Source organism: Kribbella sp. VKM Ac-2571, from assembly GCF_004362255.1.
Taxonomy (GTDB): Bacteria; Actinomycetota; Actinomycetes; order Propionibacteriales; family Kribbellaceae; genus Kribbella; species Kribbella pratensis.
In genome coordinates this window covers 127466-148331 of the sequence record NZ_SNWS01000005.1, presented here as the reverse complement: position 1 = coordinate 148331, position 20866 = coordinate 127466, and the positions used below count along the sequence as shown (strand labels likewise).

General features: G+C 67.5%; 22 protein-coding genes. 7 read left to right on the top strand and 15 right to left on the bottom strand.

The annotated features are described in order from the left end of the window. Positions 1-10 precede the first annotated feature (10 nt). Entirely contained in the window at positions 11-658 is a 648-nt protein-coding gene (locus EV651_RS13275; protein WP_133785456.1) for a sigma-70 family RNA polymerase sigma factor, read from the top strand. Further along, on the top strand, positions 655-933 hold the full coding sequence (gene rsrA / locus EV651_RS13270; protein WP_131467618.1) for a mycothiol system anti-sigma-R factor: 279 nt from the start codon (positions 655-657) through the stop codon (positions 931-933). Before EV651_RS13275 ends, rsrA begins: the two co-directional genes overlap by 4 nt. Before the next feature lie 12 nt (positions 934-945). Here rsrA and EV651_RS13265 read toward each other — a convergent pair whose 3' ends face one another. Next, complete coding sequence (locus EV651_RS13265) at positions 946-3414, bottom strand: helix-turn-helix domain-containing protein (protein ID WP_133785455.1); 2469 nt, start codon at positions 3412-3414, stop codon at positions 946-948. A 281-nt stretch (positions 3415-3695) separates the two neighbouring features. After that, the gene (locus EV651_RS43255) at positions 3696-3770 is read right to left on the bottom strand and encodes a 50S ribosomal protein bL37 (RefSeq protein WP_369759046.1); all 75 of its coding nucleotides are present in this window, start codon (positions 3768-3770) and stop codon (positions 3696-3698) included. Between the two features lie 461 nt (positions 3771-4231). On the opposite strand from EV651_RS43255, the gene EV651_RS13260 reads away from it, so the two are divergent. Together EV651_RS13260 and EV651_RS13255 are read left to right on the top strand one after the other, a co-directional pair. Beyond that, the gene (locus EV651_RS13260; RefSeq protein ID WP_238156887.1) at positions 4232-5389 is read left to right on the top strand and encodes an HD-GYP domain-containing protein; all 1158 of its coding nucleotides are present in this window, start codon (positions 4232-4234) and stop codon (positions 5387-5389) included. Beyond that, entirely contained in the window at positions 5386-6669 is a 1284-nt protein-coding gene (locus EV651_RS13255) for an HD-GYP domain-containing protein (RefSeq protein ID WP_133785453.1), read from the top strand. The genes EV651_RS13260 and EV651_RS13255 overlap by 4 nt, the downstream gene beginning before the upstream one ends. On the opposite strand, the gene EV651_RS13250 is transcribed toward EV651_RS13255, so the two are convergent. From EV651_RS13250 to EV651_RS13240, 3 genes are all read right to left on the bottom strand, one after another. Next, entirely contained in the window at positions 6631-7278 is a 648-nt protein-coding gene (locus tag EV651_RS13250; RefSeq protein WP_238156860.1) for a DUF5317 domain-containing protein, read from the bottom strand. The two genes, EV651_RS13255 and EV651_RS13250, sit on opposite strands and share 39 nt — an antisense overlap. A 117-nt stretch (positions 7279-7395) precedes the next feature. Next, positions 7396-9051 (bottom strand): monocarboxylate uptake permease MctP, encoded by a 1656-nt coding sequence (mctP, locus tag EV651_RS13245; RefSeq protein WP_370352604.1) that lies wholly within the window; start codon positions 9049-9051, stop codon positions 7396-7398. Further along, positions 9048-9335, bottom strand: coding sequence for a DUF3311 domain-containing protein (locus tag EV651_RS13240; protein ID WP_133785452.1), 288 nt, complete (start codon positions 9333-9335; stop codon positions 9048-9050). The genes mctP and EV651_RS13240 overlap by 4 nt, the downstream gene beginning before the upstream one ends. An 80-nt stretch (positions 9336-9415) precedes the next feature. On the opposite strand from EV651_RS13240, the gene EV651_RS13235 reads away from it, so the two are divergent. Beyond that, on the top strand, positions 9416-10384 hold the full coding sequence (locus tag EV651_RS13235) for an endonuclease/exonuclease/phosphatase family protein (protein ID WP_133785451.1): 969 nt from the start codon (positions 9416-9418) through the stop codon (positions 10382-10384). Here the strand turns inward: EV651_RS13235 and EV651_RS13230 are convergent. Beyond that, positions 10381-11286, bottom strand: a complete 906-nt coding sequence (locus EV651_RS13230; protein WP_131285197.1) for a DUF2785 domain-containing protein — start codon at positions 11284-11286, stop codon at positions 10381-10383. The genes EV651_RS13235 and EV651_RS13230 overlap by 4 nt on opposite strands. Before the next feature lie 151 nt (positions 11287-11437). Between EV651_RS13230 and EV651_RS13225 the strand changes: the two genes are divergently transcribed. Beyond that, positions 11438-12916 carry a sensor histidine kinase gene (locus EV651_RS13225; protein WP_202870310.1) on the top strand — a complete coding sequence of 493 codons (1479 nt, stop codon included), beginning with the start codon at positions 11438-11440 and terminating at the stop codon, positions 12914-12916. Between the two features lie 114 nt (positions 12917-13030). On the opposite strand, the gene EV651_RS13220 is transcribed toward EV651_RS13225, so the two are convergent. Then, a complete protein-coding gene (locus EV651_RS13220; protein WP_130383822.1) occupies positions 13031-13282 on the bottom strand; it encodes a WhiB family transcriptional regulator in 252 nt (83 codons plus the stop codon). A 397-nt stretch (positions 13283-13679) separates the two neighbouring features. Here EV651_RS13220 and EV651_RS13215 point away from each other — a divergent pair, with 397 nt between their 5' ends. After that, positions 13680-14093 (top strand): hypothetical protein, encoded by a 414-nt coding sequence (locus EV651_RS13215; protein WP_133785450.1) that lies wholly within the window; start codon positions 13680-13682, stop codon positions 14091-14093. 6 nt (positions 14094-14099) lie between these two features. Here EV651_RS13215 and EV651_RS13210 read toward each other — a convergent pair whose 3' ends face one another. The 8 genes from EV651_RS13210 to EV651_RS13175 form a co-directional block, all read right to left on the bottom strand. Then, the gene (locus EV651_RS13210) at positions 14100-14888 is read right to left on the bottom strand and encodes an RNA polymerase sigma factor SigF (protein WP_133785449.1); all 789 of its coding nucleotides are present in this window, start codon (positions 14886-14888) and stop codon (positions 14100-14102) included. Then, positions 14885-15268, bottom strand: coding sequence for an anti-sigma regulatory factor (locus EV651_RS13205; RefSeq protein ID WP_238156859.1), 384 nt, complete (start codon positions 15266-15268; stop codon positions 14885-14887). The genes EV651_RS13210 and EV651_RS13205 overlap by 4 nt, the downstream gene beginning before the upstream one ends. 116 nt (positions 15269-15384) lie before the next feature. Beyond that, positions 15385-16203 carry an amino acid ABC transporter ATP-binding protein gene (locus tag EV651_RS13200; protein WP_133785447.1) on the bottom strand — a complete coding sequence of 273 codons (819 nt, stop codon included), beginning with the start codon at positions 16201-16203 and terminating at the stop codon, positions 15385-15387. Beyond that, the gene (locus tag EV651_RS13195) at positions 16203-17165 is read right to left on the bottom strand and encodes an amino acid ABC transporter permease (protein ID WP_133785446.1); all 963 of its coding nucleotides are present in this window, start codon (positions 17163-17165) and stop codon (positions 16203-16205) included. The genes EV651_RS13200 and EV651_RS13195 overlap by 1 nt, the downstream gene beginning before the upstream one ends. A gap of 6 nt (positions 17166-17171) precedes the next feature. Next, positions 17172-18086 carry an ABC transporter substrate-binding protein gene (locus EV651_RS13190; RefSeq protein WP_133785445.1) on the bottom strand — a complete coding sequence of 305 codons (915 nt, stop codon included), beginning with the start codon at positions 18084-18086 and terminating at the stop codon, positions 17172-17174. 269 nt (positions 18087-18355) lie between these two features. Beyond that, a complete protein-coding gene (locus EV651_RS13185) occupies positions 18356-19111 on the bottom strand; it encodes an amino acid ABC transporter ATP-binding protein (protein ID WP_133785444.1) in 756 nt (251 codons plus the stop codon). After that, positions 19111-19935 carry an amino acid ABC transporter permease gene (locus tag EV651_RS13180; protein WP_133785443.1) on the bottom strand — a complete coding sequence of 275 codons (825 nt, stop codon included), beginning with the start codon at positions 19933-19935 and terminating at the stop codon, positions 19111-19113. Before EV651_RS13180 ends, EV651_RS13185 begins: the two co-directional genes overlap by 1 nt. Then, positions 19932-20777 (bottom strand): ABC transporter substrate-binding protein, encoded by an 846-nt coding sequence (locus tag EV651_RS13175; RefSeq protein ID WP_133785442.1) that lies wholly within the window; start codon positions 20775-20777, stop codon positions 19932-19934. Before EV651_RS13175 ends, EV651_RS13180 begins: the two co-directional genes overlap by 4 nt. Between the last annotated feature and the right edge of the window lie 89 nt (positions 20778-20866).

Sequence of the window (20866 nt, the reverse complement as noted above, 5' to 3'; positions counted from 1 at the left end):
CTCGATCACGATGCCGACTCCCACCACGACCGAGACTCCCGAGCAGCGCACCGCGCGGTTCGAGCGCGAAGCGCTGCCCTTCCTGGACCAGATGTACGCCGCGGCGATGCGGATGACCCGTAATCCGTCGGACGCCGAGGACCTGGTGCAGGACACCTTTGCGAAGGCGTACAGCTCGTTCCACCAGTTCACGCCGGGTACCAACCTGAAGGCGTGGCTGTACCGGATCCTGACCAACACGTTCATCAACGGCTACCGGAAGCGGCAGCGTCAGCCGACGCAGTCGCCGACCGAGGAGATCGAGGACTGGCAGCTCACCGCCGCCGAGTCGCACACTCCCGGTGGGCTGAAGTCGGCCGAGGCGGTCGCGCTCGAGCACCTGCCCGACTCCGACATCAAGTCGGCCCTGCAGTCCATCCCGGAGGACTTCCGGCTGGCCGTGTACCTGGCCGATGTCGAGGGCTTTGCCTACAAGGAAATCGCCGAGATCATGGGCACACCGGTCGGCACCGTGATGTCGCGGCTGCACCGCGGCCGGCGCCAGCTGCGTGAGCTGCTCGGCGACTACGCCCGGGACCGCGGCCTGATCCCGGCGGACGACAGCACGGACGCGGCCGCGTCGAGCACCGGCGAAGCTGCGGAGAAGGAGGAGTCGTGAGCTGCGGCGAGCACCACGACGTCGACTGCGGGGAGATCCTGCAGCGGGTTTACGTCTTCATCGACAACGAACTCGAGGACGCCAGTTCCGACGAGATCCGCCAGCACCTCGAAGAGTGCGCCCCGTGCCTCGACGAGTACGACCTGGAACGCTGCGTCAAGAAACTGGTCCACCGCTCCTGCGGCTCCGACCACGCCCCCGACGCCCTCCGCCAGAAAATCCTCCTCCGCCTCACCCAAATCCAAATCGAAACCACCATCACCACGACGGATTGATTTGACTGCCGGTCAGATCGGGTTCCCCGAGAACTGGTAGCTGTCGATTTCCCCGCGGTGGAGTTTTTCGAGTAGGTCCCGGGCGCCCGCGAGATAAACCTCGGGTGCATTCCGGAAGAGTGCCAATGCGGCGTTCAGCTGCTCGGTGGCGGCCGCCCGGTCGCCCCGGGCAGCATCGATTCGCGCGAGTTCGATGCGCAACCGACCTTCTCGCAGGACGTCGCGGGCGGCCCGCGCCGCCAGCAGTCCGGCCTCGACGTGGCCGGCCGCGGTGCTGAAGTCGCCCTGCACGGCATAAATGACCGCGAGCAGGTGATGGCTGTCGCCCAGGAAAGTCGCGTCACCGGCCTGCTGGACGGTGTCCAACGCCTTCAGGGCCATCCGCAGGGCATCCTGGTTGCGTCCTGCCTGGACATGCGCGACAGCCGCGTTCAGGCGCCGCTTGAAGACGGCCCGCGTGTCCTTGGCCTGCTCCGCCAGGCCGATGCCCTCGGCAAATGCCTCGTCCGCCCGGTCGAAGTCGCCGGTGCGATCGTAGAGTGCGCCGACCGCTGTCAGTGCGACGCCTTCCAGTGTGGCGTCCTGGATCGTGCGGCTCAGGGAGAGCGCCAACCGGCCGTACGCCAAGGCGTCGTCGAGCTGTCCCTCCAGGCCGAGCAGATAGGCCAGGGACGAGCAGCAGCGTGCCTGGCCGAAGGGATCGTCGATCCCGGAGAACATCCGCAATGCGATCCGGATACTGTCGATGGCAGAACCGGTCGCGCCGGTCTCCGCGTCCGGGATGGCGCTGTCGTGCTGCAGCCAGGCGGCGGTCGCGGTCCGCTCGTGCCGGAGGGCGACGGCGACCGCGCCGGAGCTCAGCTCGCGCATCTCCTGCCAGCGAACGCGGGACTCGTGATAGCTGAAGAACGCAAGTGGCAGCTCGGCGAGCAGCGGGTGGTTTGCCAGGCCGGTCTGCCGAGCCTGCCGAACGCGGTCCATCAGATTTCGCTGCTCCGCGTCCAGCCAGTGCACGACACCGTCTCGATCGCTGAAGGCCGGGAGGAGCCCGCTGACCCCGACAGTTGCCAGCGGCAAACGTGGACTGGTCGGATGCGTGAAGGCGTGGCAGATCCACGCGGCCTCCGTGTACAGCTGGAGAACGCCGGCGAGTGCTTCGTCACGCTCAGCCGTGGACAGAGTGCGGTCGGCGACCTCCCGGCCGTACGCACGGATGAGGTCGTGGAACCGGTAGCGAGCCGGGGCGACGGACTCCAGCAGGTTGAGGTCCACGAGCCGCTCGACGATCGCGTCCGCGCGTCGGAGCGGAATCTTCAGGAGGGCGGCGGAAACGGCCGTCGTGATGTCGGAGCCGTCCAGGACCGACAGCAGCGGCAGCGCGTCGGCGGCCTGCCGATCGAGGCCGCGCTCGCTGGTTTCCAGGAAGTGCACCGAGCTGGCGATACTGGCACGCACTCCGGTCTCGTCGGAGCCCAGGCTGTCGAGGCGGCGCTCCTCGTCCTGCAGCAGGTCGACGAAATGCTGGATCGGCCAGCTCGGCCGGGTGGCGAGTCGCCCGCCGACGAGCCGGATCGCCAGCGGTAGCCGGCCGGAGTAGGAAGCCAGAACCCGGGTGGCCTCCGGCTCCGCGGCGACCCGGTTCGGCCCGATGACGCCGGCCAGGAGGTCGACGGACTCCGACTCCGACAGTGCGTCGAGGAGGATCTGACGAGCGCCTGGCAGGCCGGCCAGCGAGCCGCGGCTGGTGATGATCGCCCCGGATCCCGCATGACCTGGCAGCAGCGGCAGGACCTGAGCGACGTCTGCGGCGTTGTCGAGCAGCATGAGCACGCGCCGGCCGGCGAGCCGGGATCGCAACAGGGCCGCTGCCTCCTCGACGTCGTCGGGGATCGAGGCGATGTCGGAGCCGAGCGACCGCAGAAGGTGACGCTGTGCGTCGACCGGGGTCATCGGCTCGCCCGGGCCGTACCCGCGCAGGTTGAGGTAGAGGTGGCCGTCTGGATAGCTCTCGGTCAGCTGGTGCGCGGCATGGACGGCCAGGGTGGTCTTGCCGATCCCGCCCATACCGGTGACGGTGACCAGGCCGACGACCGCAGCGCCGTGACCGGTCGAATCCCGAAGTACGGAAAGAATCGCATCGACCTGGGCGGCGCGGCCGGTGAAGTCCGGAGCGGCCGGCGGTAATTGCCACGGGGTCGGGAGCTGATCGGCAGCGGGCTCCTTCGGCGGTGTGCGTGGCGTGCCGAGCTTGCCGCGGGCAACGGAGAGGAACTGGTCGGCTTCTGTGGGTGTGAGGGCGAGCGCTGCGGTGAGCGAGCGGACGGTGTCGATACGTGGGCGGCTGCGAGTGCCGCGCTCGAGCACGCTGATGGCCTGCTCGCTGAGGCCGGCCTTCTCGGCGAGAGCGGCCTGCGTGAGGCCGGCGCGGATGCGGAAGGTACGGAGGAGCTCGCTCAGCGTGGGTAACGCCGACCCGCTCATCGACCCCACTCTCCTCGATCCAGGCCCGATATCGGTCAGTACCGGAAACTTCCGCGGCCAACTCTAGGGGGATCCGCCGACGGCCGTCGGTCGTTGTCCACAGGCTCCGCCGGAGAAGACCGGCGAATGGCAAACGATTGTTTGAAAGATAGCATTCAGTACGCGCCTGAAGACTCTCCGAATACGAGACCTCTGGATAACTGGTCTGCTGTAAAGCTGTGACCAAATCGCAAAGACCCCGGATTTCTCCGAGGTCCTCGCTGTCTGTAGCCGCCTGACGTTCAGGCGTTCGGGCGCTTGCCGTGGTTCGCGCCCTTCTTCTTGCGTGCGCGACGCTTCCGGCCCGTCTTTCCCATTCCTAAACCTCCTTGAAACAACTGCAAAGAGTCACAGTCTCTCATACCTGCTACTTCTCCGCAGGTCGGGCGGCGAGGCACTATCTGCCTTACAGTGTTTCGGCGTAGCCGTGCTGAGCACAATTCAAATCGAGTCAGCGATGTGCTGTCTGGCCCCCCTGCGCTCCCGGATCACGGGATCGTATGACTGCTGTCCGCTGATCGGAGGTGACATAGTATGTTCGATGAATGGGACTGGTGACCGACCGCGAAGGCACTTGACGCCGGCCTCTCGCCGCGCGGGGTTGCGCCTGTTCGTCTCGGTCGTTGCCACTGTCGCGCTGGGCGTCTGCGTCGCGGCCGCTTTCACTCTGTCGGATTACCTCACGGTAGTTGTCCTCTGCTTCTTGGTTCTGTTCGGTAGTGCGTTGCGTTCGTCCCACGGCCCGGCACAAGGTGCCTCGCTGGGATCGATCGTGCTGATGGCGGTCTACGTCATCGCCGGACCTGCGGCCGCCGTCGTCGTGGCGGGGGTGGGTTCGCTCGCACAGGCCAGACCAGTCCCGCTGATGAAACGTGTCTTCAACAGCGGGCAACGCATCCTGTCCGCGGCCGGTGGCGCACTTGCGTTCGTCGCCGTTCACGGCCCGGTCGGTGAGTCGGCCCTGCACGACGTACCGAGAGCCATCCTCGCGGTGACCTTGACCGGGTTCGGGTACCACCTCGTGAATGCTGTGCTGCTATCAGGCGTCCTCTGGCTCGAACGCGGCAGCACGGTTGTCCGGGCGTTCCTTCGGGAGGTCGTCCTGGCGACAGCTCTGCCGATGCTGGGCTACGGCTACCTGGGCTTGATCATGGCGTTCATGTGGCTCGGTGGCCTCGGGCCGATTGCCGGCATCCTCACCCTGGTGCCTCTGGTCGTCGCTCGCTGGGCGCTCTCGCAAGATGCCGCTGAGCGCGCCGCCCAGGCAGCGACCATGCGGGCGTTCATCCAGGTGATCGAGACGAAGGACCTCTACACCCGGGGGCATTCCGAGCGGGTCAGCGAAGGCGTCGGGATGCTGGGACGCCAGTTGCAGCTGCCGGCGGACCGGCAGCAGGCGCTGGAGCACGCCGGGTTGCTGCACGATGTCGGAAAGGTCGGCGTACCGACGAGCATCATTCGCAAACCCGGGCGGCTGGACGACTCCGAGATGGACGCGATTCGGCTGCACCCGGCGCGCGGTGTCGAGCTGATCGGGAACATCCCGTTTCTGGAAGAGGTCAAGTCAGCAGTCCTGCATCATCATGAGAAGTACGACGGAACCGGGTACCCGGCAGGCCTCAGCGGGACCAACATCCCCTACTTCGCTCGCATCATCGGGATTGTCGACGCGTTCGACTCACTGACCTCGACCCGTTCGTACCGGCCCGCGCGCAGTGTCGAGGAAACGGTGGCGATCCTGCTCCAGGACCGCTACACGCACTTCGATCCGGAGCTCGTGGATGCGTTCGTCGAAGTCATCCGGCGGAACGGCTGGAAGCCCGCGGAGGTCGAGCAGCCGGCGCCGAACGCGGAACTCGAGACGCCGATCGACCACGACGACCTGAGCCTCGGCAGCGGTGGCGGTGCTACCGGTTCTGCTGCTGGACCGGCATGAGCATTCCCCAGGAGACGGAAGGGGGCCAGCTGCGTAGCTCGGGCAGCGGCGTGGTGATCCTGATCGCAGGCGCTGTCCTCGGCGTCGCGGCAATCGCCCTGACAGCCAGGCGTGGCGTTACGGGATGGCCGTTCGCGCTCACCTTCGGGGTGTTGATCGCGGTCGGCGAGATGGTCCAGTTCCGGGTCGATCGGACGCGCAACCGGGCTCCGATCGCCACGAGTGCCGCCCTGGGCTACTGCCTTCTGCGCGGACCGCAGGTCGCAATACCCCCGGATGTCGCGCAGGTGGTTGCCGTTGCTGCCGCGGCGACCGCCATCGGCGTACTGCCGCGGATTCTGGCGGGCCTGTGGTGGGACGCAGTGGTCTCGTGCCGGCGGCTGCTGTCAGTGGGGGCGGCTGCTGTGGTCTTCGCTGCGGTAGCGCCGAGCCACCTGTCGTGGAACGGTTCCGCATCGCATGCGGTGCCGCTGGGCGGTGCCATGCTGCTCGCGGTTTCCTCCGCCGCAACGCTGGACGCGATCGTCGGGGCCGGCCAGGCGACCGAGCGGTACAACAGGCCGTTCCCCGCGGCACTGCGGGACGAGTTGGGGGTCACGGCGCGGATCGGGATGGCGATGGCGATCAGTGGCGTGTTGCTGGCCGCCGGGACCTCGATCGTCGGGCTCTGGGGCCCGCCGCTCGTTCTGGTGCCGTTGTTGCTGACGCAGTTCGCATTCCGGCGGTATTCGTCGGCGCAGCGGACTTATCGGAGTACGGTGCGATCGATGGCTCGAAGTACGGAGATTGCCGGGTTCAGTAGTCCGGGGCAGAATGCGCGGACGGCGGCGCTGGCGGTGGCGATCGGCAACGATCTGGGACTGCGGCCGGCGCGGATGGAGGCGTTGGAGTACGCCGCTCTGCTGTCGGGCGTCGGCCAGTTGGCGCTGGCGGATCCCAGTCCTGGCGGGGCTTCGCTGCTCCGGACGCGGGAGGAGCGGCAACGGGCGGCGGAGATCGGGGCGGCGGTGATCGAGCGGTCCGGCGTACTGGACCATGTCGCGGAGATCGTCCGGCACTCCAACGATCCGTACCGGCACGGGCGGGCGAACAACTCGGCCATCCCGGTGGAGAGCGGGATCGTGAACGTTGCCCTGGCCTACGAACAGCTCGTCGGCGAGGGGTCGGGACAGTCCCCGGCCAAGGCGATGGAGTCGATCGGGCTGGGCATCGGCGCGGAGTACGACCCGGTCGTGGTCGAGTCACTCCGCCGGATCGTCGGCCGCGGCTTCAGGTTCTGAGAGTTCCTTACTGGCCTTCGGAGACAGGTGGAGCAGGGCCGGCGTACCGGCGCACGGTTCCAGTTCGTCCCACACCGGCGCTGTCGTGGCCGGCACGTGGCCCGAACCGCCCATCAAGGTGTACAGCAGCAGAGCGGCGCCGGCGGCAATCAGTACGTCGCCCGGGCTGATCGCCTGTCCCAGACCGGGAAGCGCCACCGGTACGACGTCGCCGAGCCAGGGCAGCCGCGTCCCGGCGCCGGAGATCTCGTGCCGTGGATCGGTCACCACGGCGCCGCTCACCCCGGCCCGCGCCAACGCGTTCAGCGACACCGGCATGGCGCCGTTCAGCGCGACGACGACGGCGTTACTGAAGAATCCCAGCGCCAGCAGGCCGACGCCCCGGTGCCGCAGGTTCAACCGCAGGAAGATCGCGATGCAGACCGCCGACCCGATCAGTCCGACGGGGTACGCCGTACCGCCAAAGAGGGATCCGAGGAGCTGCCCAATGGCCGCTGCGGCCAGCCAGTGCACGCCGGTCAACGTGGTGCCGGCCAACCGGCCGAACCCTCCGCCGGTCGCGACCGCCGCCCCGGCAGCGAGCACCATGACGAGGAGGACCAGCAGCACGTGTGCGATTCTCCCCCAAGCACCGGCCCGAAACCGGGCAAGCTGACCCCGCAGCGTGTCGATTTAACCGCAAAACGTAACGGCGGCCCGGAACCTCCGGGCCGCCGTTACAACACCTCAGGACTTGGCGGTTGCCGCTCCGCCGTCGTCGATGATCTCCGGCAGGTCCTTCACGCCCGGGTCGCCGCGGTCCGCGACGAAGTCGGTCGGATGCGTGCTGTCCTTGCCGTCCGGCACCTTCAGGGCCCGGAACACGAACGTCAGCGCGATCACGACGACCAGGTTCAGCACGAACGCGGTCAGCGCGATGTAGGCCGGCGTAGTGGTGCCCGGGATGTTCGCGAGCGAACCACCGAAGTGCTTCTTGGTCGCCGGGTTCACCACGTTGTACGCCGAGATGGTGCCGAACAGCATCGCCACCGCCCAGCCGGCCAGCAGCGCGTACCGGTGGAACCAGCGGGTGTACAGACCGACCACGATCGCCGGGAACGTCTGCAGGATCCAGATCCCGCCGAGCAGCTGCAGGTTCAGCGCGACCGTCTTGTCCATCGCCAGTACGAACACCAGCGCGCCGACCTTCACCAGCAGCGAGGCGAGCTTGGAGACCTTCGCCTCCTGTGCCGGTGTCGCGGACGGCTTGATGAAGTCGCGGTAGATGTTGCGGGTGAACAGGTTGGCCGCCGCGATCGACATGATGGCCGCCGGCACCAGCGCGCCGACCGCGATCGCTGCGAACGCGATCCCCGCGAACCAGGACGGGAACTCCTGGTCGAACAGCCGCGGGATCGCCAGCTGCGGGTTCGCGAGCCCGTCCAGGCCCTTCACGTTGACGTTCGCCTTGATCGCCATGAAGCCCAGCAGGGCGAGCAACCCCAGCAGCAGCGAGTACGCCGGGAGCAGCGTCGCGTTCCGCCGTACGACGTTCCGCGTCTTGGTCGACAGCACTGCCGTGACCGAGTGCGGGTACATGAACAGCGCCATCGCGGATCCCAGCGCCAGCGTCCAGTACGACACGTAGCCGGCATCGCCCGGGATGAACGCCCCGATCGGCTTGCCGGTCGCCGGGTTCGGCTTGGCCAGCTTCTCCTGCGCCGCACCGAAGATCGAGTCCCAGCCGCCGAGTACGTGCGGCAGGTAGAAGATCGCGACCAGGATCACCAGGTAGATCAAGATGTCCTTGACGAACGCGATCATCGCCGGCGCGCGCAGCCCGGAGGAGTACGTGTACGCCGCCAGCACCGCGAACGCGATCAGCAGCGGCAGGTCCTTGGCGAGCGTGTTGTTGCCGCCCAGACCCATCGTCTCGAACACCGCCTGCATACCCACGAGCTGCAGCGCGATGTACGGCATCGTGGCCAGGATGCCCGTCACGGCCACCGCGAGTGACAGCGCCTTGCTGCCGTAGCGGCCGCCGACGAAGTCGGCCGGAGTCACGTACCCGTGCCGGTGCGAGACCGACCACAGCCGGGCCATGAAGATGAACACGATCGGGTAGGCAACGATCGTGTACGGCACCGCGAAGAAGCCGCTGATCGCACCGGTCGCGTACATGGCCGCGGGGACGGCGATGAACGTGTACGCCGTGTACAGGTCGCCGCCCAGCAGGAACCAGGTGATGAACGTGCCGAACCCGCGACCGCCCAGACCCCACTCGTCGAGGTTGTCCAGACGACCGGTGCTCCGCCAGCGGGACGCCATGAAGCCCATCGCCGTGACACCGGCGAAGATCACGATGACGATGATCAGCTGGACCCAGTCGACCGTGGTGTTCACTGGTCCCCCTCCTTCGCCGTACCGGCGTCCGGTGCGTCAGGGTCACCAAGTCCCTGAGCCGCCCGCCGCCTGCGCTCCTCGGCGCGGAGCAGCCGGTAACTGATGCTGACCAGGATCGCGGACAGGAAGACCCACATCAGCTGGTACCAGTAGAAGAACGGGAAACCCCACAGGTGCGGGTTCACCTTGGCGAACGTCGGCACCAGCAGCGGTACGACGATGGCCACCATCAGAAGGACACCGGAGATCCAGTACGCGGGTTTGACCGCGGACAATCGGGACACTGCAAACCTCCTCGGGACACAGGCGCAACGCAGCACGCTACCGTTCGGAAACAGCACGTACTAGACCAACAGGTTGGTGCATGGATAACGAAAAGGCATGGTTCGTACGGCGGGTCGTGCTGTCCGTGCTGTTCCTCGTCGTCGTTGCCGTGCCGCTCTATCCGGAGCTGTTCGGTCTGGACGAGGTGACACCGTTCGCACAGCTGGTCGCGTTCCGTCCGCAGGGCCTGGTCGCCATGCTGGCGCTGGCCCTGCTGATGCCGGTACGCCGGGGTTGGCGGATCGCCGCCGCGCTGATCGCCGTACTGGCGCTGATCGGTGCCGCTGCAACCGTGCCACGGCGGTTCTCCGACGCGCGTCCGGCGCCGGCCGGGGCGCGGGTGCTGACGATCATGGTCGCCAACGTGCTGGGTGGCGGCGCCCACGCCGCGGACGTCGCGCAGGTGATCCGGGACCGCAGACCGGACCTGGTTTCGTTGCCGGAGGCCCAGGTCGACGTCCGCGAGGAGATCCGGGCGCAGTTGCAGGACGAGCAGTACAAGGGATTCACGGCGCAGCCGAGCCGGGCGGTCGAGAGCGCCACGAGCGTGCTGGTGTCCTCGTCACTCGGCAACGTCGCGTTCGCCTCCGAGGCCGGCACGACCTTCGGCAACATCGTGGTGACGGGCGGGAACCTCGGCGCCGTCCGATTGGTTGCCTACCACGGCTTCCCGCCGCTGCCGGACTCGGTCACCACCTGGAAGACCGACCTCCAGGCGGTACGCCGGTGGTGCGCGCAGGATCAGCCGACGGTCGTCGCGGGCGACTTCAACGCGACCCTCGACCACGCGGACTTCCGGCAGGCGCTGGGCGGCTACTGCCGCAGCGTGGGCCCGACCGTGGGCGGCGGGCTGCACGGCACCTGGCCCGCGGATCAGCCCGCGGTCCTGCGGACGCAGATCGACCACGTGGTCGTGTCGCGGCAGTTCGAGCCCGGCCGGTTCACGACGTACCCGATCGCGGGGACCGACCATCGGGCCGTTGTCGCCACCGCTGCCGTGCTGCCCTAGGAGGAGCTCGTCGCCGGCCGGTAGATGTACGGCTGCGAGGACTGGACCGCTTCGGTCAGCATCAGCAGCAGGTCGGCACGCGCCTCGATCGGACGGCCGAAAAGGTCGTCGTCGCCCGGGATCGGAAAGCCCTTCACGCCGATCGCGAGCTGGCTGAGCAGGACATGCAGGACGCCGCGGGCGTTGAACACGTTCGGGGTCGGCCATTCCGGCAGGGTCTCGTGCATCAACGGCTGCTCGGCCGCGGTCGCGGCGATCGGTTTCAGCCAGCGCTCGAGCTCGTCGCTGGTCAGCATGTTCCGGTGCAGGATCGTCATCACCGCATGGGCGACGCGGTCGTGCTCCTCGTGCACCCAGCGGTACGGCGTGTCCTTGACGATCCGGTCCGCGAGGACGTCGAGCAGCGCCCGCAGGACACCGGCGTCGCAGTGCCGGGACCTGGCCAGCGCGCCGATCGCGTCGGCGCCGTGGGCAACGGCATGCGCCCAGCCGCAGTCCGCGACGTACCCGCGCAGGTCGCGCTCACGCAGCAGCCAGGTCGCGAGGCGGTCGCCCCAGCGCATCACCACCTCGTCGTGCACCAGGAACTCGGCGTTGTCGCGGTGGATCACCTCCGCCAGCGTCAGCGCCGTGAACGAGCGCCGGAAGACCGTGTCGGTGCCGTCCTCACCGAGGCCGTAGTTCAGCCCCGCGCAGAGCCCGTCCCCGAACCCCGGGAGCAGGTCGTCGTACACCCCGCGCTCCAGCCAGGTGGCGAGCGTCGGGTAGGCGAGGGCGTCGCGGACCTGCGGGTTGGTGCTCGCCAGGCCGCGCACGAGCTCCTCGGTGAGTTCGGTCAGCGTACGGTCGTGCGGCACCGCGTAGTCCGCGGCCATCACGTCCTGCCAGTACGTCGACTCCACCCGAGCATCCTTTCATCTGTGCCTCATCAATCAACACCTACCCACGCCCTCTTGTCGAGCGGACCACCCGAGGCGCTGGTATAAGCACCGGTAGCCTCCTCCTCCACCCCTTTCTTTCTTTCCTTCCCTTGACCGTCGGTAGCATCGGGGCGTGCCGTCTTTGAGCGATGTGGCGCGGAACCACACCACGCTGGACCAGGCCGACCTGGACCGCCTGCAACTGCTCGTCTCGGACTGGCAGATGCTGGCCGACCTGTCGTTCGCCGACCTGGTGCTCTGGTTGCCGGACACCGAAGGGCTGGGGTTCTGGGCCGGGGCGCAGATGCGGCCGACGACCGGGCCCACGGCGTACCTGGACGACATCGTCGGGAGCTTCATCCCGCGCGGCCGCCGGCATCTGCTCGACCAGGCGTACGACGGCGGCCGGATCTGCCGCGAGGGCGACCCGGAATGGCGCGACGACGTACCCGTCCGGGTGGAGACGATCCCGGTACGCCGGGGCTCCCGGGTGATCGCGGTGATCGCGCGCAACACCAACCTGCTCGGTGTCCGGACGCCGTCCCGCCTGGAGATCGCGTACCTGCAGAGCGCGACGGACCTGGCCCGGATGATCACCGACGGCATCTTCCCGTACGGCGGGGAACGGCTGCTGTCGACGACGCCAAGGGTCGGTGACGGCTGCATCCGGGTCGATCGGCACGGAATGGTGACGTTCGCGAGCCCGAACGCGTTGTCCGCCTACCGCCGGATGGGTCTCGTCACCGACCTGGTCGGCTCGCGGCTGAAGGACGTGACCGCGGACCTGCTGCAGTCCGGGCACAAGGTCGACGACGTACTCGCGTCGGTGGTCACCGGGCGCGCGGCCAAGGAGATCGAGATCGAGAACTCCGACGCCACGCTGTTCCTGCGCGCGATCCCGCTGCGGGCCGACGGGCAGCACGTGGGGGCGCTGATCCTGCTCCGGGACGTGACGGAGCTGCGCAGCCGGGAACGGGAGCTGGTCACCAAGGAGGCGACCATCCGGGAGATTCATCATCGCGTCAAGAACAACTTGCAGACGGTCGCCGCGTTACTGCGGATGCAGGCCCGAAGGATCACCGTCCCGGAAGGGCAGGCCGCGCTGGCCGAGGCGGTACGGCGGGTCGGGTCGATCGCGATCGTCCACGAGACGCTGTCGGAGTCGTTCGACGAGCACGTGGACTTCGACGACGTGGCCGACCGGGTCGCCGCGATGGTCGCGGACGTGTCGACAGTGGCGACCGTGGTGGAGACGCGGCGGAGCGGATCGTTCGGCGTACTCGACTCGGAGATCGCGACCCCGCTGGCGATGGTGCTGACCGAACTCATGCAGAACTCGGTGGAGCACGCGTTCGGCGCCCGCGACGGGGGAGCGGCGAGCGGGACGATCGAGCTCACCGCCGAACGCTCGGTCGGCCGGCTGCACGTCGACGTGATCGACGACGGCTCCGGCCTGCCGGCGAACTTCGACTCCGAACTGTCCGGCAATCTGGGTCTGTCCATCGTCCGCACCCTCGTCATCGGGGAACTGGACGGCACCCTGGTCTTCGGCAACCGCCACGACGGCCACCCCGGCGCCCAGGTGACCCTGGACATCCCGGTCAAGGACTGACCACCCCGCACGCATTTGCTGGGTGCACCAGGCAGATGGGGAGGGCGGTGGGTCTGGGGCGGGTGAAACACAAAGGCCCCGCGGGTTTCCGCGGGGCCTCGAAGGAGGACTTGCTCAGGCGGTGCGGATGCGCTGGCGAGCGTTGCGGCGCTTGAGAGCGCGACGTTCGTCCTCGCTCAGACCACCCCAGACACCGTGATCCTGGCCGGCTTCGAGAGCCCACGCCAGGCACTGCTCACGCACGTCGCAGCGTCGGCACACCTGCTTGGCCTCTTCGATCTGCATGATCGCCGGCCCGGTGTTACCGATGGGGAAGAACAGTTCCGGGTCCTCGTCGAGGCATACGGCCCGGTGGCGCCAATCCATGGCGGATCCCATCTCTCTCAGTAGTTGACGTATGCTGCCGGTTAGGTCTGTACCCGAACAGCGGTGCTGTACTCGTCGGTTCGTGTAGCACGGGGGTTTGGTGCCGCGTCTGTTGTGAACGCATTCACGAACGAGACCATGTTCCCAATCTTGGGGGATCGAAACAAGGGTTATGCAGTTGTCGATCCGATCACAACGCTTCCTTAACACTTCGAACTGGAGCGCGGCGGTTCTCTTCCTCCGGTTATCGGACGAAGCAGCCCTTCCGCAAGCACCCGTTCACTGCAAGTAACCGCTGCAACCTTCTTTTGGTTACGCACAACCTCAAATCCCTGTAGGGCTGCGGTTGGCGAACCTCTCGGGGACCGTGTACCGAACCGGGCACTAAGCTGGCGAAGTGCCGACCGACTCCCCAGTTGCCGCCGTCCCGAGACCGCTCAAAGTAGCCGCGGCAGTGGTCGCTGTGGAAGGGCTTGTGCTCATCGTTCTCGGAATTGCCGAAGCTTTGACGATTCACAGCTCCCGACTGGTGCTCGGCCTGACCACGACCGGCTTCTTCATCCTGTACGGCGCCGGGCTCGGTTTCGTCGCCGTACGGGGTCTGTGGAAGGCCAGGCGCTGGAGTCGCGGGCCGACGGTGTTCACGCAGCTGATCCAGCTCCTGATCGCGTACAGCGTCTGGAACGGCGGCGCCCGGACGATCGCCGTCGTCCTCGCGGTGCTCGCCGTCGTGATCCTGGTCTGCGTGTTCCAGAAGGCCTCCACCGACGCCCTGATCGGTGGCGGCCCCAACGACCACCCGGTCCTGTAGGCCGCCCTACTCCTTGAGCAGGCCGGCCCGGAGCTCGGTCAGCGTCCGGGCGAGCAGGCGGGAGACGTGCATCTGCGAGATCCCGATCTCCTCGGCGATCTGGGACTGCGTCATGCCGCGGAAGAACCGCAGCGTCAGGATCCGCTTCTCCCGGGTGTCGAGCTGTGCCAGCAGCGGTTTCAGCGACTCCCGGTACTCCACACTCTCCAGCGCCTCGTCCTCGCCTCCGAGGCCGTCCAGGACCGTGGTCGCATCCGTCTCGTTCTGATCGGGAGCGTCCAGGGACAAGGTGTTGTAAGCGTTCGCGGACTCCAGACCCTCGATCACCAGGTCCGGTGAGAGTCCGAGGCGCTCGGACAGTTCGGCCACCGTCGGCGCGCGGCCGAGCTCCTGCGTCAGCTCCGCGGTCGCCGCGGTCAGCGACAACCGCAGCTCCTGCAGCCGCCGCGGCACCCGGATCGCCCAGCCCTTGTCCCGGAAGTACCGCTTGATCTCGCCGAGGATCGTCGGGGTCGCGTACGTCGAGAACTCCACGCCACGATCCGAGTCGAACCGGTCGATCGCCTTGATCAACCCGATCGTGGCGACCTGCACGAGGTCGTCGTACGGCTCGCCCCGGTTGCGGAACCGGCGCGCCAGGTGCTCCACCAGCGGCATGTGCAGCGCGACCAGGCCCTCGCGTGCTGCGGCGTACCCCGGATCTGTCGGACCGGCCGCCATCTGCCGGAAGAACGCGGCCGTCCGGGTCCGCAGATCCGGGGACTCCTGAGTTTCCAGGCCGCTTTCGTCACTCACGCCTTCTCCGTGGCGGTCGCGGTGGCCGTCACAGTGATCGTCAGCCGGCCGTCGACGGTCTCGGCGGCGGCCGACTCCACCAGCGCGGTCAGCACCGTCCAGCCGAACGAGGTGGTGTCGGGCTGCCAGCCGTTGGGTACGACGGCACTCGTCCGCACCGTCAACTGCGGCGGAGCGATCTCGAAGACGCACTCCAGCACGCCGTCGGCCGACTGCGGCAGCAACAGCGCGCACGCCTCGTCGACCGCGATCCGCAGGTCGTCGATCGCGTCCAGCGTGAAGTCGTTGCGAGCAGCCAGGTTGCCGACCACAGACCGCGGTACGGCGATGTACGCGCCGTCCGCCGGAATGCTCAGACGGACCTCCGCGGGTCGTCCCATGCTGCTCACGCTGCCTCCCTCGAGTCAGGCGGGCGATCGACCCACCACGCCGTACATCTTCCCCGCTGTGGCGCTCTGATGCACGGCGAGCGGGCCGGACCTGTGGACAAAGGGCCTCAGGGGTGTTCGTGCTCCGAGCGGAGGCGGGAGAGGAACGCCTGGGTGCGGGAGTGTTGCGGGTTGCTGATCACGTCCTTCGGCGGGCCTGCCTCGACCACGACGCCGCCGTCCATGAACACGACCGTGTCCGCGACCTCGCGCGCGAACGACATCTCGTGGGTCACCACGATCATCGTCATCCCGTCCAGGGCGAGCTCGCGCATCACCGCGAGCACCTCACCGACCAGCTCGGGGTCGAGCGCCGAGGTCGGCTCGTCGAACAGCATCAGCTTCGGCTGCATCGCCAGCGCCCGCGCGATCGCGATCCGTTGCTGCTGACCGCCGGACAACTGTGCCGGGTAGGCGTTGCAGCGATCCGCGAGTCCCACCCGGTCGAGCAGTTTCATCGCCCGCTCCCGGGCGCTCTTCCGCGACTCGCCCCGGACCTGCGTAGGCGCCTCGATGATGTTCTGCAGCGCGGTCATGTGCGGGAACAGGTTGAACCGCTGGAACACCATCCCGATCTCACGCCGCTGCGCCGCGATCTCCTTGTTCTTCAGCCGGTACAGCTTCCCGTCGCGATCGGCGTACCCCATCAGCTCGCCGTCGACCCAGATCCGGCCGCCGTCGATCGTCTCGAGTTGGTTGACGCACCGCAGGAAGGTCGTCTTGCCGGAGCCGGACGGACCGAGCAGGCAGACCACCTGGCCGCGGTCCACGTCCAGGTCGATGCCCTTCAGCACCTCGTTGTGGTGGAAGGACTTGGTCACGTTCACCGCGTGGACCAGCGGTTCGGTCACCGCCTGGGCGGGCTCGGCGGCTGCTGCTGCGGTCATCACGCACCTCCCGCGCCGGCCGGACGAGCGGCTCGCGGCGCCTGTGTTCCGAAGCCCCGGCCGAAATGCCGCTCGAGGAAGTACTGCCCGACCATCAGGACACTCGTCGCGGCCAGGTAGTACAGGGTCGCCGCGACCGCGATCGGGAACGTCTTGTAGTACGTGCTGCCGATCGACTGCAACTGGTAGAACAGCTCGCCGAGGACCGGTACCGCGAGCAGCAGCGAGGTGTCCTTCAGCATCGCGATCGTCTCGTTGCCGGTCGGCGGGACGATCACCCGCATCGCCTGCGGCAGGACGACCCGGCGCATCACCTTGCCGCTGCTCATCCCGAGCGCCTGCGCGGCCTCGGCCTGGCCCTTGTCGACACTGAGGATGCCGGCCCGGGCGATCTCGGCCATGTACGCCGCCTCGGACAGGCCGAGCCCGATCACACCGGCGACCAGCCCGGTGAAGATCTGGTTCGCGTCGAGGGTGTAGAACCGCCAGTCGCCGGACAGCCCCAGCCAGTCGATGATCTTCCAGTCGAACGGCACCCCCAACGAGATGCCCTGCTGGAACAGGATGCCCAGCGTGCCCATCGTGAACAGCAGGATGTAGCGCGGGATGCTGCGGAAGAACCAGGTGAACAACCAGGCGACGCCGGCCAGGATCGGGTTGTCGGACAGCCGCATCACCGCCAGGATCACGCCGCCGGCGACACCGACCACCATCGACAGCACGGTGACCAGCAAGGTGCCCTTGAGGAAGCCGTTGATCACCGGCTTCTGGTTCATCGCCTGGAAGACGAAGTGCCAGTCGAACGCCTTGTTGGTCACCAGCAGGTGCACCAGCATCGCGGCCAGTACGGCGATGATCGCGATCGCGACCCACCGGCCCGGATGCCGGACCGGCACGGCCTTGATCAGGCCCGGCCGATCGGCGTCCGATGCGGCCGGGCGGGTTGCGGTATCGGTAGTCATGTCAGCTCACGGATTGACGGCGAAGTTGTTGATCGCACCCGAGTCGTTGTTCCACTTGGCCAGCGTGGACTTGTACGTGCCTTCGCTGTCCAGCGACTTCAGCGCCTCGACGATCGCCTGCGCGAACGCGGTCTGCGCCTTCGGGACCACATAGCCGTACGGCGCGGCGTCGTAGATCTCACCGAGCTGCTCGAGCTGGCCGCTGGTCTGCTTGATCGCGTACAGCACGACCGGGGAGTCGGCCAGCATCGCGTCGGCCTTGCCGCCGGCCAGGTCCGCGGTCGCCTGGTCCTGCTTCTCCCGGACCACGAGCTTGATCTCCGGCTTACCGGCCGCCTTGCACTTGGCCTGCCGCTTCGGAATGTCGTCCTCGAGCTGCGTCGTACCCTTCTGCACCGCGATGGTCTTACCGCACGCGTCGTCGGGGTTGATGCCCTTCGGGTTGCCCTTGGCGGTGGCCCACAGTGTGCCGGCGTTGAAGTAGCTGACCATGTTGACCTGCGCCTTGCGCTTGTCGTTGATCGTGAACGACGAGATGCCCATGTCGTACTTGCCGCCCTGGACGCCGGTGATGATGGTGTCGAAGCCGGCCGGCTGCCAGTCGACGGTTACACCGAACTTCTGGGCCACCGCGTTGAACAGGTCGACGTCCATGCCGACGACGGTCTTGCCGCCCTGCAGGAACTCGTTCGGCGGGTAGCTGGCGTCTACTCCGACGACGATCTTGCCGGCGGACTTGATCTTCGGCGGCAAGGATCCGCTCAGGTCCGGTCCGCCGCTCGAGGGTGCACTCGAGGGAGCGCTGGAGGGGGCGCTCGAGGGTGAGGTGGACGAGCCGCCTCCGAGAGAGTTCGAACCGCAGCCGGCGGCCGCCAGCACCAGAACGCCGGACAGCGCCAGCGTCCTCCGCACGACAGACATCTGATCCTCCAAGACCGGGCACCGGTCGGCCCGGTGCCATGTGTCCGCATCTTGACACAGCGACCGGCGGACAGCGCACGGACCAACCCCGAACAGAGACCGATTCGTAGCTTGCCCGCCGTGCCGCTACGTACCCGGCGATCGCCCCGCCACACAGCGTGACGACCCCCGGCAACTTTGAGAAGCCACCGACCAAAATCGCGGCACGAAACTGGTTGGTGGCTTCTCAAAGTTGCTTTCGAGGGGATGGGCGTCGCGGGGGTGGGGGTTTACGGGGTGGGCTCGACGTGGGTCGGGTCGAGGACGCGGCGGAGGAAGGTGCGGGTGCGCTCCTCCTTGGGGTTGCCGATCACGTCGGCGGGCGGTCCCTGCTCGACGATCACGCCCGCGTCCATGAACACCACCCGGTCCGCGACCTCGCGCGCGAACGCCATCTCGTGGGTGACGACGAGCATCGTCATACCGTCGAGCGCGAGTTTGCGCATCACCGTGAGCACGTCGCCGACCAGCTCCGGGTCGAGCGCGGACGTCGGCTCGTCGAACAGCATCAGCGCCGGGTCCATCGACAGTGCGCGGGCGATCGCCACCCGCTGCTGCTGGCCGCCGGACAGCTGCATGGGATAGGCCTTCACCTTCTCGTTCAGGCCGACGCGATCGAGGTTGGCCCGGGCGATCTGCTCCGCCTCGGCCTTACCGCGTTTCAGGACGGTCGTCTGCGCCACCATGCAGTTGGCCAGTACGGAGAGATGCGGGAACAGGTTGAACTGCTGGAACACCATCCCGATCTGCTGCCGAGCGGCGTCGAGGTGGCAGTCCCGGTCGGTGATGTCCTCGCCGCGGACGAAGACCTTGCCTTCCTCCGGCACTTCGAGCAGGTTGACGCACCGCAGCAGGGTCGACTTGCCCGAGCCGGACGGCCCGATCACACAGACCACCTCACCCTGCTCGACGGTGAAGTCGATACCGCGCAGGACGTGGTTGCTGCCGAACGACTTGTGCAGGTTCTTGATCTCGACCAGTGCCATCAGTGTGCCCTCGCAGCCTTGGCCTCCAGCCAGCGGACCAGCAGGCCGAGCGGCAGGGTGATGATCAGGTAGCAGAAGCCGGCGGTGACGAGCGGGGTCAGGTTCGACTCGGTGTTGGCCAGGTCCCGGCCGAAACCGGTCAGCTCGTACGCCGCCGCGGAGGTGCCGATGATGAAGACCAGCGACGAGTCCTTCACCAGCAGGATCAGGTCGTTGGCCAGTGGCGGCAGCACGATCCGGAACGCCTGTGGCAGCACGATCTTGCGGGTCGCGACCCCGGCGGGCATGCCTAGCGACCGCGCGGCCTCGATCTGCCCCTTCGGAACCGCCTGGATGCCGGCGCGGATCACTTCGGCCATATAGGCGGCGGCGACGATGCCGAGGGCCAGCCACACTGTGCCGTAGGGGTCGAGCGGGATCACCAGGTCGGCGAACGCCAGGGGCAGCAGGCTGAACGCCACGAACACGACGATCGCCGGCAGTCCCCGGAAGAACTCGATGTAGGCCGTCGCAAGCCACCGGTACGGCGCGACCCGGCTGAGCCGCATCAACGCGAGCAGGGTGCCGCCGAGCAGGCCGATGACGAAGGCCCCGGCCGTGTACTCGATGGTCTTCAGGAACGCTCCGGGCAGGCCTGTGGTGAACGCGGACTTCACGAACTCCGGTTTGAAGAAGACGCTGGCGATCTGGCCCCAGTTCGCCGTGAAGGCCGCCACCACGACGATGACGACCAGGACGGCGTACTGGATGCCGCGGGACCGCTGGGCCCGTTGCCGCGGGCTGAGACCGCGGCGCTTCTCTACTACCGCGTCGGTGACGGTCACTTCTTCGGCTCCACCCCGAACCACTTCTTGAAGATCTGGTTGTAGGTGCCGTCGGACTTGGCCTTGGCCAGCAGTTCGTTGAACTTGGTCAGCAGTTTGGTGCCGCTGGGGTCGTCCTTCTTGGCCGCGAAGCCGTACTGCTCGCCGGTGTTGAACTCGGCCGTCACCTCGGTGTCCGGGTTCCCCTGGACGAAGTTGTACAGCGCGCCGTTGTCGTTGATGGCGGCGTCGACGCGGCCCGACTTGACGTTGTTGGTCTGCAGGGCGAGATCGTTGAACACCACGACCTCGAAGCCGATCTTCTTCGACGCCGCGGTGGCGTAGTCCTTGCCCGTGGTGTCGGCCTGGACGCCGACCTTCTTGCCCTTCAGGTCCTCGAGCGACTTGTACGGCGCACCCTTCTTCACCAGCAGCACCTGGGTCGCGTCCATGTACGGGTCGCTGATCCCGATCGCGGCCTTGCGCGACGCGTTGATCGTCATCGCGCCCATGCCCATGTCGCACTTCTTGGCCTGGTAGGCGGCGCCGGACGTGACCTGGGCCCACTCGATGCTGATCACTTCCTGCTCCACGCCGAGGTCCTTGGCGAGCAGGTCGAGCAGGTCGACGTCGAAGCCGACCACCTTGGTGCCCTCCTTGTACTCGAAGGGCTTGTACGACAGGTGCGTGCAGACCGTCAGCTTGCCGGGCTTCACCAGAGTGATGCCGGCCGCTTTCGCTTTGTCCTCGCCTCCTCCACCGCTGTCCGAGCCGTTGCCGCAGGCAGAGATCGCGAGCGCGAACACCGCCACCGAGGCGGCGACGGTGAGGCGACTGTTGCGGAGGGTGGAGACGATATTCATCGCTGGTACTCCTCGACACTGGTTGTGGAACGCCGGCCCCGGACAGCACTCGGGCCGGATTCCTCGCATCCTGACACAGCAAGCAGGTA